Genomic DNA, 15433 nt, shown 5'->3' on the forward strand with positions numbered 1-15433 from the left:
CACGCAGGTCGAGGCGTCAGCCCGCTCCCGCGCCGACAGGCTCCGGCCGCGCCGGCAGCCCGGTACGGCGGCGGCGACCACCGCGCCCGCGGGCGCTCCGGGCGTGCCTTGGCCCGCTGTCATGGTCACAGCGGTCACGACTCCAGTATGACGACGGTCAATGACTGCTTGACTCCCGCTGTGATCGGGGGCACTCTAAGCGTGACGTCGCAGGGCCGGTCCCCCAGGAGGGTGGGGGACCGACCCTGCGCGGACGTCAGGCGCTCTCGGCGGCCGCGGTGACCATCCCCCGGCGCCGACCAGCAGCCGCGCGCTACCTCCATGAAGCCGTTCCGGCGCCGTGCGGCACCGCCGTCGGGTGCACCGCCGCACTCGGCCGTGAGCCCTCATGAGCGACACGTGTCACCGACAGGCGTCCGTCCGGACGACACGTGTCACTCGTCCGAGGAGCGTGCTGCCCTTGTCCGGTACGTCCAGATCTTCCGTTCCGCGTGATCGGTCTCTACCGTGGTCCCGGGCCGCACCGTCGCGGCCCGCACGACCGTCCGGAGGGGCCCCCGATGACCAGCACCCCGATCGATCCCGTCCCGACCGACCAGGTCCACCGCACGCACCCGGCCCTGCCGCCGCTCAGCCGGCGGTCGTTCCTCGTCCTGACGGGCGCGGCAGCCGCCGTCGGAGCGAGTGCGACGAGCGCGTCCGCCCGCGGGCTGCCCGCCGCCGGACCGGTCGCTGCGCACGGCCGCCCGCACGGCGGGTCCGGCGGTGCGCGTCGGGCCGCCGTGGCGTTCCTGCAGACCGCCACCGAGGCCTACCCGACCCTGAACACGGGACCGCGGCTGCCGCAGAGCTACGCCGACGAGCTCGGCCTGTTCAGCACCGCGTTCGTGTACGACAGCGCGCTGGCCGTCATCGCGCTCCTCGCCGACGGGCGCCGGAGCGCCGAGCAGACGGCACGGGCCATCGGCGACGGGCTCGTCTACGCCCAGGAGCACGACCCCGGCTACTCCGACGGCCGCCTGCGGCAGGGCTACAACGTCGGCCCCTACACGTTCTACGACGGCACCCCGCAGCCGTACGGGTTCGTCCTGCCGGACGGCTCGGCCAACATCGGCTGGCAGTTCGGGTTCCTCGGCACCGCGGTGGGCGACATGGCGTGGCCGGGCATCGCGCTCGCCCAGCTCTTCGCCCGGACCCGTGACCGCCGGTACCTGGACGCCGCCGTCCGGATCGGCACCTGGATCACCACGAACACCTGGTCCACCCAGCCGCTGGGCGGCTTCTCGTTCGGGGTCAACGGCTCGAACGTGCCGGTGCCCAACGGCTCCACCGAGCACAACATCGACTGCGTCGCCTTCTTCGGGATGCTCCGCGAGCTCACGCGCGACAGGGCGTGGTCCCAGGCCGCCGACCACGCGCGAGCCTTCGTCGACCGGATGTGGGACCCGGCGGTGGGCGCGTTCTGGACCGGCACCAACGACGGCGTCGAGATCAACAGGTTCCCCGTGCCCCTCGACACGGCCACCTGGAGCTGGCTCGCGCTGCGCGAGAAGCGGTACGCCCGCGCGCTCGACTGGGCGGGCTCGGCCCTGGCGGTCACCGACGACGCCAGCGCCCCCACGTCCCAGCTGCCCGACGGCGAGCGGCTCTCCGGCGTCACGTTCAGCACCGCGAGCCTGACCTCCACCGCGCAGTACAACGGCATCACCGTGCACCCGCAGGGTGTCTGGCTCGAGGGCACCAACCAGCTGGCGACCGCCCTGCTCGACCGGGGCAGCCGCGGCGACAAGCGCTCTGCGGAGGCCCTGCTCGGGCAGGCCCGGCACGCGCAGGACGTGCTCGGCGTGGGCCAGCACCTGGGCGGCGTGGAGGTCGACGGCGGCATCGTCGCGGCGTCCAGCCTCATCGACTCCGGGTTCGGGTTCGGCTACTTCCAGGTCCAGCACGTCGGCGCGACGTCGTGGTTCGTGTACGGCGAGACCCGCACGAACCCGTACCGACTCCGCGGGAGGAGCTGACCCCAAGACCCGCCGACGCAGGGCCGGTCCTCGCGTGGGAGCGGCCCTGCGGCACGTCAGACGACCTAGAACGAGGACCCGGACCGGATCCCGCGGTGCGTGAGGCAGGATCGAGGTCGTGCGCGAGGCGATCCGTGAGCTGGCCATGTTCCCGCTGGGCTCTGTCCTGTTCCCGGGCATGCCGCTGCCGCTGCGCGTCTTCGAGCCCCGCTACCTCGCGCTCCTGTCCGCCGTGCTCGACCAGCCCGCCCGCGAGTTCGGGGTGGTGCTGATCGAGCGCGGGTCCGAGGTGGGCGGCGGTGACACGCGGTTCGCCGTCGGCACCGTGGCGAGCATCGTGACCATCGAGGTCGGTGAGCAGTCGATCATCCTGCTCGCGCGCGGTGCGGAGCGCGTCGAGGTGATCGACTGGCTCGACGAGGAGCCGTTCCCCCGGGCGCGGGTGCGCGAGCTGGCGCCGCTCGTGCTCGCACCGGAGGACCTGTCCGCTCTCGCCGACGCCGAGCGCGTGGTGCGGACCACCCTGTCCCGGCAGAGCGAGTTCGCCGAGCTGCGCTGGCCGGCCGACGTCGCGCTGTCGGAGGACCCCGGCGAGCGCCTGTGGCAGCTGGCCGGCATCGCGCCGATCGGACCCCTGGACCAGCAGGCGCTGCTGAGCTCGTCGACCGCAGGGGAGCTGATCACGCGCCTGGTGTCCGAGACGCGGGCGACCGCCGACGGCATCGCGGCAGGCTGGACCGACGACGGCTACGACGAGGAGAGCTGACGCAGACTCCAGGCGCACGGCTGGTCGCCGTCGCGTCCCCGGTCACGTCCTCCCGACGGCGTCGGGCACGATCGCGTGGACCGCCATGCGCAGGGTGGCGGCCTCGAAGGCGAGCCGCGGCCCGTCGGCGGGGAGTGCCCGCTCGGCCGCGAGGCCGTTCACGACCGTCATCAAGAACCGCGCCCGTTTCTCGTCGTCCCCCGGCGGTAGCGCACCCTCGTCGGCCAGGATCGCGAGCCACCGCTCGAACCGCCGCCGCCCGAGGCGTTCGAGCGCGACGTAGGTCGTCGCCGCGTCCTGCGACGGGGCGGTCGCCAGGTACGCGTCGTGGACCGAGCGCCACGACTGCCTGGCCTTCTCGCCGGTCCCGACCAGGGCGAGCACCTGCTGCAGGCACGCGACGAGGCGGTCGGCCGGGGGTGTGTCGAGGTCGCGGATCGGGTCGCCGGGGATCTCGACGTCGTACACGCCGGCGACGACGGTGTCCACGAGGGCCTGCTGCGTGGGGAAGAAGTGCCGGAGCGACCCGGTGCTCACTCCCGCTCGCGCCGCGACGGAGCGGACGGACAGCCGTGCCGTCGGGTTCTCTCCGAGCATGCTCGCTGCAGCGATCAGGATCTTGTCCCGAGTGCTGTGCTCGTCCCCGGTCTGCGTCGTCACAGTGCGTCCACCTCCGCAGACATCGTACTAGTACACCGTGCTAGCGTCGCGACTAGCACGGTGTACTAACGACCCGGGAGGAGCGTGGTGATGATGCAGGAGTGGCGGCGCCGCCGGCAGGCGAAGCGAGTCAAGCCGGGCGACGGGAGCCCGCTGCCACGCTTCCGCTGGTGGCAGCTGCTGTCGCGGTCCCTCTTCACGCTGGAGCTCGTCGGCCCGGACGGCCGCCCGTCGTCCTACGCCGTCGACGTCCGCCAGGCGGGCGACAAGGACGACGGCGAGGTCCGCGCCCGGCTCTACGTCGACGGCGCGCTCCGCATGGTGTCGCGGGTGCCCGCCCGGTTCCCGGTGCCCGGAGGCGAGATCGAGGTCGTCGTCGGCGGCTTCGGCATGAAGCGGTGCCACCTCGTGGCCGCCGACGGGTCGGAGCGCCAGCTCGTCCCGCACCCCCGGTCCGCCGAGGGGCGGCGGGCGCGCTTCGACCGCGACCACCCGGTGGCCAGCAGGGGTGTCGGCGCGCTCTCGCTGCTGGCCGTGCTCGTCGGGCTCTGCCTCGCGCTGCCGGCGCTCGCCGAGACGATCTCGGAGATCCCGCCTGTCGCGCAGGCCGTGGGCACCTTCAAGTCGCCGCTCAATCTGCCCGGGTGGCTGCTGGTCACGGTCGGCGTCGCCGCCGTGGTGGGGAGCATCGAACGGGCGCTCCGGCTGCGGTCCTCGTGGATCGACGACCTGGCCAGCTGACCCGGGGCTCCCCCGGGGATCCTGCACGGAGCGGGTGACGAGAATCGAACTCGCGCTATCAGCTTGGGAAGCTGAAGTTCTGCCACTGAACTACACCCGCGCGAACCGGTCGAGGACCGGTCCGGGAAGAGAGCATACCTGGATGGCTCGGACGAGCGAACTCAGGTCCGCAGCGTCATCGTGAACGCCCCGCAGCGTTCCTCGCCCGGGTCGAGGACGAAGACGCCCGTGCCCGGGACCCCGGCGGCGTGCAGCGCGAAGCCGTCGTTCACGTTGGTCACGGGCTCGACCGCGAAGAAGGGCCGCTTGCGGGGCGCGTACAGCACGAGGTGGGCGTACACGGGGTCGGCGTGCAGGTCCACGCTGACGCCGAGGTCCTGGTAGCGGATCCGCACGGGGGCGCCGGGCTCCCACGCGGTGAGCACGTCGTCGACGAACGCGGAGGTCAGCGGCCGGGCCACGCGGAAGTCGGCGCGCTGCGGGACCGAGCCGGCGGGACCCGACGGGAGGGCGTTGACCAGCGAGTAGCCCTTCTGCGCAGGCACCTCGAGCACCGGCTGGCCGGGCGTCGGCGGTGCGGCGGTGCCGACGGGGGACAGCGTTCGCTGCAGGTACGGGTGGTGCCCGAACCCGGCGGGGAACGGCACGAGGTCGACGTTGCGCACCGACGTGCCGACGGTCAGCCGGTCGCCGCTGAGCGCGTACGTGATCTGCGACCGGAACCGCCACGGGAAGTTGACGCCCACCAGGTCGCAGGTGTCCAGCTCGAGCACCACGCGGGTGTCGGTGAGCTCGATGACGGTCCAGGCGGAGTGCCGGGCGGCGCCGTGGATCGCCGTGCCGTCCGCGCCGTTGCGCTGCAGCTGCCAGGTGCGCCCGCCGAACGGCAGGACGCCGTCCCGGATCCGGTTCGACCACGGCACCATCGGGAAGCTGGAGCACTTCTCCGGCTCCCCGAGCGCGGTCCGGCGGGTCGGGCGCAGCAGGTCCCGCCACACGCCGTCGGACGTGCGGACGCGACCACCCGCGAGCGACGCACCCGTCGCCGGCAGCACGTCGAGCTCCCACGTGCTGTTGCGGAGCGTGATCAGCCGCGTGTCGACGCCGAACGGCGACGTCAGCGCTTCGACTTCCTGGACAGCCGTCATCAGAGCATCCCGTCGTGCCCCCGCGGGGTCAGACGGTGACCTCGACGCGGACGACCGAGCCCTCGGCGGCGTACGGGACGAGGTTGCCCTCGACCGGCGTGCCGTCGACGGTGAGGCGCCCGCGGGCGCCCTCCGTGCCGGAGTTGGTCACGTGGATCTCGTACGTGGCACCGCGGGCGACGCGCGTGACGGTGAACGACGGGACGTCGGGACCGATCTGCGGGTCGACGACCAGGCCGTCGTAGTCGGGCCGCACGCCGAGCAGGTACTGGGACACCGCCACGAAGTTCCACGCGGCCGTACCGGTGAGCCAGGAGTTCTTGGCCTCGCCCGCACGCGACGCCTCCTTGCCGGCGATCATCTGCGCGTACACGTACGGCTCGAGCTTGTGCACGTCGGAGATGTCCTCGCGGTACGCCGGCGTGATCCGCTTGTAGTAGTCGAACGCCTTGGCGCCACGGCCCACCACGGTCTCGCCGATGATCACCCAGGGGTTGTTGTGGCAGAAGATGCCACCGTTCTCCTTGTACCCCGGTGGGTAGGTGGAGACCTCGCCGAGCTCGATCTGGTACGTCGTGTACGCCGGGTACTGCAGCACCAGGCCGTGCGGGGTGCCCAGCATCTCGCCGACGGAGTCGAGCGCCTTGATGGCCGGCGACGTCGGCTCGACGCCGTCCACGCCGATGCCCGCCATGACCGCGAACCCCTGCGGCTCGATCCAGATCTTGCCCTCGGGCTTGGCGTCCGTGCCGATCGGGTTGCCGTAGTAGTCGTACGCGCGCAGGAACCAGTCGCCGTCCCAGCCGTGGTCGAGCACGGCGGCGCGGACCTCGTCGACGACCTTGCGGGCCTGCGAGGCGACCTCCGTCAGGCCGCGGCGGGACGCCAGCTCGGCGAACTCCGCGCCGTAGAGGACGAACTGCGCGGCGATGAACACCGACTCCGCGACCCCGCCCGCCTGGTTCTCGGTGGTCTGGAACGACTCGCCGGGGGTGGTGGAGAAGCAGTTGAGGTTCAGGCAGTCGTTCCAGTCGGCGCGGCCGATCAGGGGCAGGCCGTGCGGCCCGCGGTTGTCCACCGTGAACTGGAACGAGCGGACCAGGTGCTCGAACAGCGGGACCTCGGAGCCGGGCTCGTTGTCGAAGGGCACCGGCTCGTCGAGGATCGCGACGTCGCCGGTCTCCTTGATGTACGCGGCCACGCCGGCGATGAGCCACAGCGGGTCGTCGTTGAAGCCGGAGCCGATGTCGTTGTTCCCGCGCTTCGTCAGCGGCTGGTACTGGTGGTACGCCGAGCCGTCCTCGAACTGCGTGGACGCGATGTCGATGATGCGCTCGCGGGCCCGCTCGGGGATGAGGTGCACGAAGCCCAGCAGGTCCTGGTTGGAGTCGCGGAAGCCCATCCCGCGGCCGATCCCGGTCTCGAAGAACGACGCCGAGCGCGACATGTTGAACGTGACCATGCACTGGTACTGGTTCCAGATGTTGACCATCCGGTCGAGCTTCTCGTCGTCGCTCTTGACCGAGTACGTGGACAGCAGGCCCGTCCAGTGCGCGCGGAGCTTCTCGAACGCGGCGTCCGTCTGCTCGGTCGTCGCGAACCGGCCCAGCAGCGCGTGCGCGCGCTCCTTGTTGACCACCTGGTGGGCGTCGTCGGCCCACTTCTCCTCGTCGGGGTTCTCGACGTAGCCGAGGACGTAGGTCAGCGCGCGGGACTCGCCGGGAGCGAGCGTCAGGTTCACGGAGTGCGAGCCGATCGGGTACCAGCCGGACGCCACCGAGCCGGTCGACGCGCCGCTGCGCGGGACCGTCGCCTCGCCCAGGCCGTTGTAGGCCCCGACGAAGGTGTCGCGGTCGGTGTCGAAGCCGTCGGCCCGCGTGTTCACGCCGTACACGGCGTAGTGGTCGCGGCGCTCGCGGTACTCGGTCTTGTGGAACACGGCCGACCCGTAGGGGCCGTCCTGCTCGACCTCGACCTCGCCGATCGACAGGTTGCGCTGGTAGTTGGTCTGGTCGTCCTGCGCGTTCCAGAGGCAGAACTCGACGAACGAGAAGAGCGTGATCGTCTTCGCCTCGTCCGAGGTGTTGGTGACCGTGACCTTCTGGATCTCGGCGGTCTCGCCGATGGGCACGAAGAACAGGGTCTCGACGGAGATGCCGCGGCGCTCCCCGGTGATGCGGGTGTAGCCGAGGCCGTGCCGCGTCTCGAAGTGGTCCAGGTCCGCCTTGACCGGCAGCCACGACGGAGTCCACACGTCGCCGCCGTCGTTCACGTAGAAGTAGCGGCCGCCGGCGTCCGCGGGGATGTTGTTGTACCGGTAGCGCGTCAGGCGGCGCATCTTGGCGTCGCGGTAGAACGAGTAGCCCCCGGACTGGTGCGAGATGAGCGAGAAGAACTGCTCGGACCCGAGGTAGTTGATCCACGGATAGGGCGTGTGAGGCGTCTCGATGACGTACTCGCGTGCCTCGTCGTCAAACTGGCCGTACCGCATGGACTTGCCCCTCGAGTGCTCGGCAGTAGCGCCCGCGGCTCGTCCGGCCCCCGCTGCAGTGCCGGGGCGCGTCGTCGCCGGCGCTGTTCGGTGTGCGAGAGCGCTCCCACGCAACTCTCGGACGAGAGCATAGCCGCCTGCGTCCCATGGCGGAACGGACGAAGCGATTCCCGATGTCGACTGCGGAGCGGTCGCCCGAACGGGCAGGTTCCGGGTATCGAAACTTTTCGCACGCCCTCCGTGCCCGTCGGCACCCCTACGGTGCTCACCATCTGACACGTGGGGAGCTCGACGATGAGACGGACCCGTTTCGGCCTGACCGTTGCCGCGGCCCTTGCGGCGCCCCTGCTGCTGGCGCCGCCCGCCTGGGCGGGCGACGCCCAGCGCGAGGAGTTCGGCCGGTCCCTGGGTCCCGGCTGGGTGGTGCAGGGGTTCAGCGGCGACCCGGTCGCGACCACGCGCGGAGGCAAGATCACGATCGGCGCCGAGACGATGGTGATGCTGCGGGAGGAGGCGGGGCCGTCGGAGTGGACGGGCGCGGCCGGTCGGCTGACCGGCTGGGACGTCGACTTCCGCATGCGCCTCGGAGCCGACTCGACGAGGTCGTGCCTCGACGAGGAGACGGGCAACCCCCCGGCCACGATGCTGTGGGTCGGCGACACCATGGACCTGGTGCACCTCGGCTTCGGCCCCGGGGAGCTCTGCCTGCTCTACCCGTACCAGGACCGCGAGGTGATCCCGCTCGACACCCGCCGCTGGCACACGTACCACCTGGAGGCCCGCGGGCAGCAGCTGCGGCTGACGGTCGACGGGCGCACCGTCCTCGACCGGACGCTGACCGAGCGCGGCGCGGGCACCGTCGCGCTGGGCTTCGAGACGTTCCAGGGCAGCTCGACCTGGGACTACGTCCGCTACGACACGGCCCCGGGGCACAGGTGCACGATCCGCGGCACCGACGGCGGCGACGAGCTCCTGGGCACGCCCGGGGCGGACGTGATCTGCGCGGGTGCCGGTGACGACCGGGTGTCCGGGCTCGGCGGCGACGACGTGCTGGTCGGCGGGGACGGCGACGACACGCTGCTCGGCGGCGACGGCCACGACCTGCTCCAGGGCGGCTGGGGCTCCGACGTGCTCGACGGCGGTGCCGACAGCGGCCGCTCCGAGGGCGGCCAGGGACCGGACCGGTTCGTCATGGGCGCGGCGCCGGACGGTGCCCACCAGCTGGTCGGGGGACCCGGGTCCGACGTCGTCGACTACGGGGACCGCACGGGGCCGGTCACCGTGACGCTCGACGGGGTCGGCGGCGACGGGGAGCCGGGCGAGGGCGACGCGGTGGGCGTCCCGGCGCCGTGGAGCTCCTCGCCCGACATCGAGGAGGTGCGCGGCGGGCACGGGGACGACGTGCTGACGACCGTCCGGTGGCCCGCGACGCTCGACGGTGGGCCCGGCTCGGACCTGCTGCGCGGCGGCGGCAGCCACGACACGCTCCGCGGCACGGACGGGGTCGAGGGGAACGACCGCCTCGACGGCGGGGACGGCCGGGACGCGTGCACGGCCGACCCGCTCGACGCGATGACCTCGTGCAACGACCAGTTCCCGTGGCCGCCGCCTCCCCCTCCGCCTCCCACGCCGTCCGCGACCGCGCCGTCGCGGCTGCTGCCGGCGGTGCCCGCGGCCGCCGCCGGGGAGCGATAGGCGTTCACGAGCACCGACCCGGGTCAGCGCGCCGGGACGGCGGTCGTGGCTCGCGTCCGGCGCGGGTCCAGCCCCACCGCGACCGTCGTGCCGACGACCAGGTGCAGCGCGACCAGGGTGCCGACCGCGGCCGGGGACGTGCCGCCGAGCGGGCCGAGCAGGGAGACGACGAGCACGACCGCGCAGATGACCCACCAGGCGACCGGTGCGCGTCGGCGCAGCACCGTGCGGACGCCCCAGGCGGCGAGCGTGACGACGAGGGTCGTGACGGCGACCGCCACGGCTTCCACGGCCTGCGGGGGCGTGCCGGCCTCCAGGTCGACGCCGGCGACCGGCACGGCGAGCACCCAGACCGCGAGCGCGAGAGCGGTCGCGGCGACGGCGACGAGCCAGACGGGGACGGGACGGTTCATGAGCTTCTCCTGACGTCGAGGTGGACGCCGTCGAGCCTGGTCGGGCCCGCCGAGGACGTCGTCGGCCGGAGGTTCGTCGCGCCCCCTTCTTTGGTCGGTAGTGGCCGCGGCCGACGGTTCCTACGCTCGCCGCATGACCCGACCACGTGACGAGCCGTCCCTGCCCGCCCTGCTCGGCCTGCTGGCCGGCATGGTGGTGCTCACGACGGCCGCCGCCTGGGCCGCACGGGTCGACGGCGTCCCGCTGCTGGTCGACCTCGCGCTCGGGGCCCTGGCGATCTCGGTCCTCCCGTTCCTGCGGAGCCGCCCGCTGCTCGGCGGTCTCCTCCTCGGCGCGCTCGCCGCGCTCAGTCCCGCCGCGACACCCGCCGCGACCGCCGGCACGTACGTCGTCGCGCGCCGCGAGCGGCTGGGCATCGCGGTGCCCGTGGCGCTCGCGAGCATCACCGGGCACGCGCTGCAGGCGCTGTGGCGGTCCGTCGGGCTGCCGCTCGGGTGGTGGCTGCTGTGCGACGTCGCGGTGCACGGGGCGCTCCTCGGCTGGGGCGCGTACGGCCGGACGCGGGACGCGCTCGTGGACGAGTGGCGGGTGCGTGCCCGGACGGCCGAGCGGGACCAGGTGCGCAGGGTCGAGGAGGCACGGTCCGCGGAGCGGGTCCGGATCGCCCGGGAGATGCACGACACGCTCGCGCACCGGCTCACCCTGCTGGCGACGACCGCCGGGGCGCTGGAGTACCGGACGGACCTGACGGCGCAGCAGGTGTCGGCGGCGGCCGGCGTCGTGCGGGCGAGCGCCGCGGAGGCGCTGGAGGAGCTGCGGACCGTGATCGGGGTGCTGCGGGAGGGGCCCGACGAGCTGCGTCCGGCACCGGGGCTCGCGGACCTCGTGGCGCTCGTCGAGCAGGAACGGGCGGCGGGTGCCTCCGTCTCGCTGCACCTGCCGGACGTCGAGGTGCCGGCCGCGCTCGGCCTCGCGGTCTACCGGACGTGCCAGGAAGGGCTGACCAACGCGCGCCGGCACGCACCGGGCGCACCCGTGACCGTCGAGGTCCGCGTCGACGACGGCCTGCGCGTGCGGGTGGTCAACGGCCCGGGCGCCGCCGGGCTCGGCCCGGGGACCGGGACGGGCCTGATCGGTCTGACCGAGCGGGTGGAGCTGCTGGGCGGGACGCTGTCGGCCGCGCCGTCGGGCGACGGGTACACGCTGGAGGCGTGGCTACGGTGGGAGCCGTGACCGTCCGGGTGCTCGTCGTCGACGACGACGCCCTGGTGCGCACCGGGCTGACGCTGATGCTCGACGGCGCCGAGGGGATCCGCGTGGTGACCCAGGTGTCGGACGGCGCGCTCGTCCCCGCCGCGCTCGACGCGCACCCTGTCGACGTCGTCCTGATGGACCTGCGGATGCCCGGGGTCGACGGCATCGCCGCCACCCGGGCGGTGCGTCGTCGGCAGGACCCGCCCGCCGTCGTCGTGCTCACCACGTTCGACACCGCCGACGAGGTCGAGGCCGCGCTGCACGCCGGCGCGAGCGGGTACCTGCTCAAGGACACCGCGCCGCAGCGCATCGTCGAGGCGGTGCTTGCCGCGGCGGCGGGCGACCCGGTGCTGTCGCCGAGGGTGGCTCGCCGGCTCATGGACACCACCGCGCGCGCCGGGGGCTCCCGGGCGGCGGCGCGGGCATCCCTCGACCTGCTCACCGAGCGCGAGCGGGACGTCGTCGTCGCCATCGGCCGCGGAGCGAGCAACGCCGAGATCGCCCGCGAGCTGTACCTCACGCTGGCCACCGTGAAGGCGCACGTGTCGAGCATCCTGCTCAAGCTCGGTCTGGAGAACCGCACGCAGGTGGCGCTCCTCGTCCGGGACCTGCGGTGAACACGTGCCCTGGGCGCACCCCGGACCGGACTACCGTGGCCCCGTGCTGCTCTCCGACCGTGACATCAGGGCCGAGCTCGAGTCGGGCCGCGTGGCCCTCGACCCCTACGAGCCCGCCATGCTCCAGCCGTCGAGCATCGACGTGCGGCTCGACCGGTACTTCCGGCTGTTCGACAACCACAAGTACCCCTTCATCGACCCGTCGGCGGACCAGCCGGACCTGACGCGGCTGGTCGAGGTGACCCCGGGGGAGTCGTTCGTCCTGCATCCTGGCGAGTTCGTCCTCGGGTCCACGTACGAGGCCGTGACGCTGCCCGACGACATCGCCGCGCGGCTCGAGGGCAAGTCGTCGCTGGGGCGGCTCGGGCTGCTGACGCACTCGACGGCCGGCTTCATCGACCCCGGGTTCTCCGGGCACGTGACCCTGGAGCTGTCCAACGTCGCGACGCTGCCCATCCTGCTGTGGCCCGGCATGAAGATCGGCCAGATGTGCTTCTTCCGCCTCTCGTCGGCCTCCGAGCACCCGTACGGGTCCTCGCAGTACGGCTCGCGGTACCAGGGGCAGCGGGGACCGACCGCCTCGCGGTCCTTCCAGAACTTCCACCGCACGGACGTCTGACGCATGGCTCGGCTCACACGGCTCCCCGCCGACGACCCCGGGCTGCGCGACCGCCACATCCTCGCGCTGCCGCCCGACGTGGCCGCCGACGAGGTCGAGGTGCTCGCGATCAGCAGGTTCGCCAACGCCCGGTGGGAGGAGACGCCGCAGGACGTCCTCCAGCCGCGCGGGATCATCGGGCCCATGACGGCCGCGCTCGGCATCCGGGCGGTCGGAGCCGCGACCGTCCCTCCGCGCACGCTGCGGCTCGCGCGGCTCTCCACGCTGAACGGCCCGTTCCGCATGGAGACCGGGGACGCCGTCAGCCTCGGGCTGCCCGCGACGTCCACCCTCGCGTACATCCTGGTGTGCCCCCGGGAGCGCGGCGAGAAGCCGTACCCCGGCGGTGACCGGGACGGGCTGAAGCGCGCGTTCCCCGACGGCATGCCGATCCGGGAGGAGGAGCGCGTGCTGCAGTGGATGGTCGCCGCCGCTCGGCGCCTCGGCGGCTCCGTCCGCACCGGCGGGAGCGGCACCGTGCTCACGCCCGACGTCGACAGCGCCATCGACCTCACCGTCCTGTCCGACTCGTGGCTCGAGCCCGAGGACGCCCTCCGGGTCGTGCAGAGCGTGCTGCCGCGCGCCCGCCTCAGCGAGGCCGCGAGCGGGACCTGGACCGGGCCGCAGCCCGGGGTCGGTCGCGACGCCGGCGCACAGCCCGGCTGGGTCGCCGAGGCCGGCGGCCGCGGGCTCTCCGCCGCGCTCGACCAGCACGGCGTCACCGACGAGGTGGAGCGCCGCCGCCTGATGGACGAGGCCGCCGCGTACGACGAGCTGATGCTGGCCGTGCCCCCGGCGCCCGAGGCCTTCGGCGTTCTCGTCGACCTCGGGCACGACGGGATGCTGTCCGTCGAGGCCGGCGTCGAGACCGCGCTGCCGCCCCTGATGCGCGAGCTGCCGTGGACCAAGAACGGTGTCGTCGCCTACCGGGTGCACTGGGAGCCCCCGTTCATCGAGGAGCTCGAGGCCGAGCGGCCGTCGTTCGAGCACCGCGTCGCCCGGTCCCGCGCCGCCCCGCTCGTGCAGGCCGTCGCGCGCGTCGTGCACGGCGCCATCGGAGGCGAGATCGCCGACGAGGCGGACTTTCTCGTGGACCCCGAGGACGTCTGACCCCCGCTAGGCCGGACAGGTGATCTCCACCTTCCCGGTTGCCGCATCCAACCGGCCTTCGTACGGTCGACGGAAGCGCAGGGCCTTGGGGGGCTTGACGATGACGTCGCTGAAGCAGGAGACCGCCGGAGCGGGAACGTGGCTCCTTCGCGGCCTGCTCGCGCTCGTGGCCCTCGTGCTCGTCGTCCTCGTCCAGGCCCTGCTCGCGCCGTCGGCTCGTGCCGACGACTCGCCGCCCCGCAGCGGGCTCGTCGTGGATCTCGTCGACGCCGTCACCACACCTGTCGTGCCCGTCGTCGACGCCGTCGTGTCCCCGCTGGCACCGGTGCTGGACGTCGTCGTCACGCCCGTGGTGCCCGTCGTCGAGGCGGTCGCGACGCCCGTCGCTCCGGTGGTCGAGGCGGTGGCCTCCCCGGTCGCGCCCGTGGTCGAGGCGGTCGCGACGCCCGTCGCTCCGGTGGTCGAGGCGGTGGCGTCCCCCGTCGTGCCGGTGGTCGACGAGGTGGTCGCACCCGTCGCCCCGGTGGTCGACGCGGTCGTCGCACCGGTGGCGCCCGGCGTGGACGCGGTCGTCGCCCCGGTCGCACCGGTGGTCGGTGCGGCCGTCGAGCCGCTGGCGCCCGTCCTGGCGCCCGTGGTCGACCTGACGCGGCCCGTCCTCGACGCCGTCGGCCCCGTCCTCGACGCCGCCGGTCCGGTGATCGACGTCATCACGCCCGTCGTGGACCCGCTGGACCCCGTCCTGGAGCCCCTCGACCCGGTCCTCGACCCCGTCCTTCGACCCGTCGGCGGCGTCCTTCGGCCCGTGCCGGGCGCCCTCGACCCGGTGGGTGCCTCGCTGCCCGTGCCGCAGTCGGTCGTTCCCGCCGTCGACGCGGTCCGGCCCGCGGAGGACGTCGCGGTCGCCGGGATCGCTGCGCTGACGTCGACCCGCCGCACGCCCGTCGCGACGAACCACGCCGCCGGACCGCCCTCTCCCCTCGACGCAGCCGTCGTCCCCGACACGCCCGCGCCGGCGCCGTCCGACCCCGGGTCGGATCTCCCTGCCGCGCCCGCGCCGTCGGGCTCCACCGCGTCGGGCAGCCGCACCGTGGTGGACGCGGCCGTCCTCGGTGCCCTCGCGCCCACCGCGGTCCCGCAGGGCCGATGCCTTCTCGGCGGCGTCCTCCTGACGTCCGCCGCCCCGCCCGCCTCCGAGGTCCCCAGCTCCCCTGCCTGACCGGAGACCGGTCGCACCCGTGCGACACGCGTCCACGGCCCGTCCGGGCCATCCGATCAGCAGGAGGAGCTTCGCCATGCACACCTACGTCCGGCGTGCGCTGCAGACAGCGCTCGTGACAGGCGGCCTCGTCGCCGCCGGGGCCTCGATGGCCTACGCAGAAGAACCCGCCCACGACAACGCCCTCGTGGCCGTCGACCTGCAGGTCGACGGCTCCGGCGGCCTCCTCGACCTGGGGCTCGACCAGGTCGTGCACGCACCGGTCCACGTCCCGGTGGACGTCTCGGGCATCGCCCTTGGGATCGGTGGCGATAGCGTCGTCAGCTCAGGCACCGCGACCGGTACGGCACCGGCGGCTCCTGCCGAGGACGACGCCGCTCACGACGACGCCGCCCACGACGACGCCGCCCTCGTGGCGGTGCCGGTCACCGTCCCGGTGACCGTGTCCGACGTCGCGGTCGGCGTGCTCGGTGACGCTGCCGTGGTCGGCGGCGCCGGCGGGAGCTCGGCGGCTCCCGCGCCCGCCGCGGCCGTCGACGACGCCGTCGTGGCGGTGCCCGTGGTCGCACCTGTCGACGTGTCCGGTGTGGCGCTCGGTGTCCTGGGTGACGCGGCCGTGGTGCAGCCGGCGTCGTCCTCGTC

The 15433-nt window shown here is 73.5% G+C and carries 13 protein-coding genes, 1 tRNA gene and 1 pseudogene; 10 read left to right on the forward strand and 5 right to left on the reverse strand.

Annotation, left to right across the window (positions count from 1 at the left end; genetic code table 11):
- Positions 1 to 560: 560 nt before the first annotated feature.
- Together CXY01_RS12775 and CXY01_RS12780 are read left to right on the forward strand one after the other, a co-directional pair.
- Entirely contained in the window at positions 561 to 2018 is a 1458-nt protein-coding gene (locus tag CXY01_RS12775; RefSeq protein WP_246125306.1) for a YyaL domain-containing protein, read from the forward strand.
- Positions 2019 to 2136: 118 nt separating this feature from the next.
- Entirely contained in the window at positions 2137 to 2784 is a 648-nt protein-coding gene (locus CXY01_RS12780; protein WP_246125308.1) for an LON peptidase substrate-binding domain-containing protein, read from the forward strand.
- Positions 2785 to 2826: 42 nt separating this feature from the next.
- On the opposite strand, the gene CXY01_RS12785 is transcribed toward CXY01_RS12780, so the two are convergent.
- Complete coding sequence (locus CXY01_RS12785; protein WP_246125310.1) at positions 2827 to 3444, reverse strand: TetR/AcrR family transcriptional regulator; 618 nt, start codon at positions 3442 to 3444, stop codon at positions 2827 to 2829.
- A 90-nt stretch (positions 3445 to 3534) separates the two neighbouring features.
- Here CXY01_RS12785 and CXY01_RS12790 point away from each other — a divergent pair, with 90 nt between their 5' ends.
- Positions 3535 to 4185, forward strand: coding sequence for a hypothetical protein (locus CXY01_RS12790; protein WP_146927810.1), 651 nt, complete (start codon positions 3535 to 3537; stop codon positions 4183 to 4185).
- A gap of 29 nt (positions 4186 to 4214) precedes the next feature.
- On the opposite strand, the gene CXY01_RS12795 is transcribed toward CXY01_RS12790, so the two are convergent.
- The 3 genes from CXY01_RS12795 to CXY01_RS12805 all read right to left on the reverse strand — a co-directional run bounded on the left by CXY01_RS12795 (position 4215) and on the right by CXY01_RS12805 (position 7824).
- Positions 4215 to 4285 (reverse strand) — tRNA-Gly (locus CXY01_RS12795).
- 61 nt (positions 4286 to 4346) lie between these two features.
- Positions 4347 to 5333 carry an aldose epimerase family protein gene (locus CXY01_RS12800; RefSeq protein WP_146927811.1) on the reverse strand — a complete coding sequence of 329 codons (987 nt, stop codon included), beginning with the start codon at positions 5331 to 5333 and terminating at the stop codon, positions 4347 to 4349.
- 28 nt (positions 5334 to 5361) lie between these two features.
- Positions 5362 to 7824: a glycoside hydrolase family 94 protein gene (locus CXY01_RS12805; protein WP_146927812.1), complete on the reverse strand. Its 2463-nt coding sequence runs from the start codon at positions 7822 to 7824 to the stop codon at positions 5362 to 5364.
- Positions 7825 to 8118: 294 nt separating this feature from the next.
- Here CXY01_RS12805 and CXY01_RS12810 point away from each other — a divergent pair, with 294 nt between their 5' ends.
- On the forward strand, positions 8119 to 9519 hold the full coding sequence (locus CXY01_RS12810; RefSeq protein ID WP_146927813.1) for a calcium-binding protein: 1401 nt from the start codon (positions 8119 to 8121) through the stop codon (positions 9517 to 9519).
- Between the two features lie 23 nt (positions 9520 to 9542).
- Here CXY01_RS12810 and CXY01_RS12815 read toward each other — a convergent pair whose 3' ends face one another.
- On the reverse strand, positions 9543 to 9932 hold the full coding sequence (locus CXY01_RS12815; RefSeq protein WP_146927814.1) for a DUF6069 family protein: 390 nt from the start codon (positions 9930 to 9932) through the stop codon (positions 9543 to 9545).
- Between the two features lie 133 nt (positions 9933 to 10065).
- On the opposite strand from CXY01_RS12815, the gene CXY01_RS12820 reads away from it, so the two are divergent.
- The 6 genes and pseudogenes from CXY01_RS12820 to CXY01_RS20875 all read left to right on the forward strand — a co-directional run.
- Complete coding sequence (locus CXY01_RS12820) at positions 10066 to 11166, forward strand: sensor histidine kinase (RefSeq protein ID WP_146927815.1); 1101 nt, start codon at positions 10066 to 10068, stop codon at positions 11164 to 11166.
- Positions 11145 to 11804, forward strand: a complete 660-nt coding sequence (locus tag CXY01_RS12825; protein WP_281285315.1) for a response regulator — start codon at positions 11145 to 11147, stop codon at positions 11802 to 11804. Before CXY01_RS12820 ends, CXY01_RS12825 begins: the two co-directional genes overlap by 22 nt.
- A 43-nt stretch (positions 11805 to 11847) precedes the next feature.
- Positions 11848 to 12423, forward strand: a complete 576-nt coding sequence (dcd, locus tag CXY01_RS12830; protein WP_146927816.1) for a dCTP deaminase — start codon at positions 11848 to 11850, stop codon at positions 12421 to 12423.
- A gap of 3 nt (positions 12424 to 12426) precedes the next feature.
- Complete coding sequence (locus CXY01_RS12835) at positions 12427 to 13572, forward strand: hypothetical protein (RefSeq protein WP_146927817.1); 1146 nt, start codon at positions 12427 to 12429, stop codon at positions 13570 to 13572.
- Between the two features lie 100 nt (positions 13573 to 13672).
- Complete coding sequence (locus tag CXY01_RS12840) at positions 13673 to 14791, forward strand: hypothetical protein (RefSeq protein WP_146927818.1); 1119 nt, start codon at positions 13673 to 13675, stop codon at positions 14789 to 14791.
- Positions 14792 to 14867: 76 nt separating this feature from the next.
- Positions 14868 to 15433: pseudogene (locus CXY01_RS20875) on the forward strand (hypothetical protein); the annotation flags it as partial.

The sequence above is a fragment of the Cellulomonas xylanilytica genome, assembly GCF_007989805.1.
Classification (GTDB): domain Bacteria; phylum Actinomycetota; class Actinomycetes; order Actinomycetales; family Cellulomonadaceae; genus Cellulomonas; species Cellulomonas xylanilytica.

What these genes read in the sequence shown, in the direction of transcription:
- CXY01_RS12820 (WP_146927815.1), top strand. Translation starts at nt 10,066, where the DNA reads ATGACCCGACCACGTGACGAGCCGTCCCTGCCCGCCCTGCTCGGCCTG.
- CXY01_RS12815 (WP_146927814.1), bottom strand. Translation starts at nt 9,932, where the DNA reads ATGAACCGTCCCGTCCCCGTCTGGCTCGTCGCCGTCGCCGCGACCGCT.
- CXY01_RS12775 (WP_246125306.1), top strand. Translation starts at nt 561, where the DNA reads ATGACCAGCACCCCGATCGATCCCGTCCCGACCGACCAGGTCCACCGC.
- CXY01_RS12790 (WP_146927810.1), top strand. Translation starts at nt 3,535, where the DNA reads ATGATGCAGGAGTGGCGGCGCCGCCGGCAGGCGAAGCGAGTCAAGCCG.
- CXY01_RS12800 (WP_146927811.1), bottom strand. Translation starts at nt 5,333, where the DNA reads ATGACGGCTGTCCAGGAAGTCGAAGCGCTGACGTCGCCGTTCGGCGTC.
- CXY01_RS12840 (WP_146927818.1), top strand. Translation starts at nt 13,673, where the DNA reads ATGACGTCGCTGAAGCAGGAGACCGCCGGAGCGGGAACGTGGCTCCTT.
- CXY01_RS12810 (WP_146927813.1), top strand. Translation starts at nt 8,119, where the DNA reads ATGAGACGGACCCGTTTCGGCCTGACCGTTGCCGCGGCCCTTGCGGCG.
- CXY01_RS12805 (WP_146927812.1), bottom strand. Translation starts at nt 7,824, where the DNA reads ATGCGGTACGGCCAGTTTGACGACGAGGCACGCGAGTACGTCATCGAG.
- CXY01_RS12835 (WP_146927817.1), top strand. Translation starts at nt 12,427, where the DNA reads ATGGCTCGGCTCACACGGCTCCCCGCCGACGACCCCGGGCTGCGCGAC.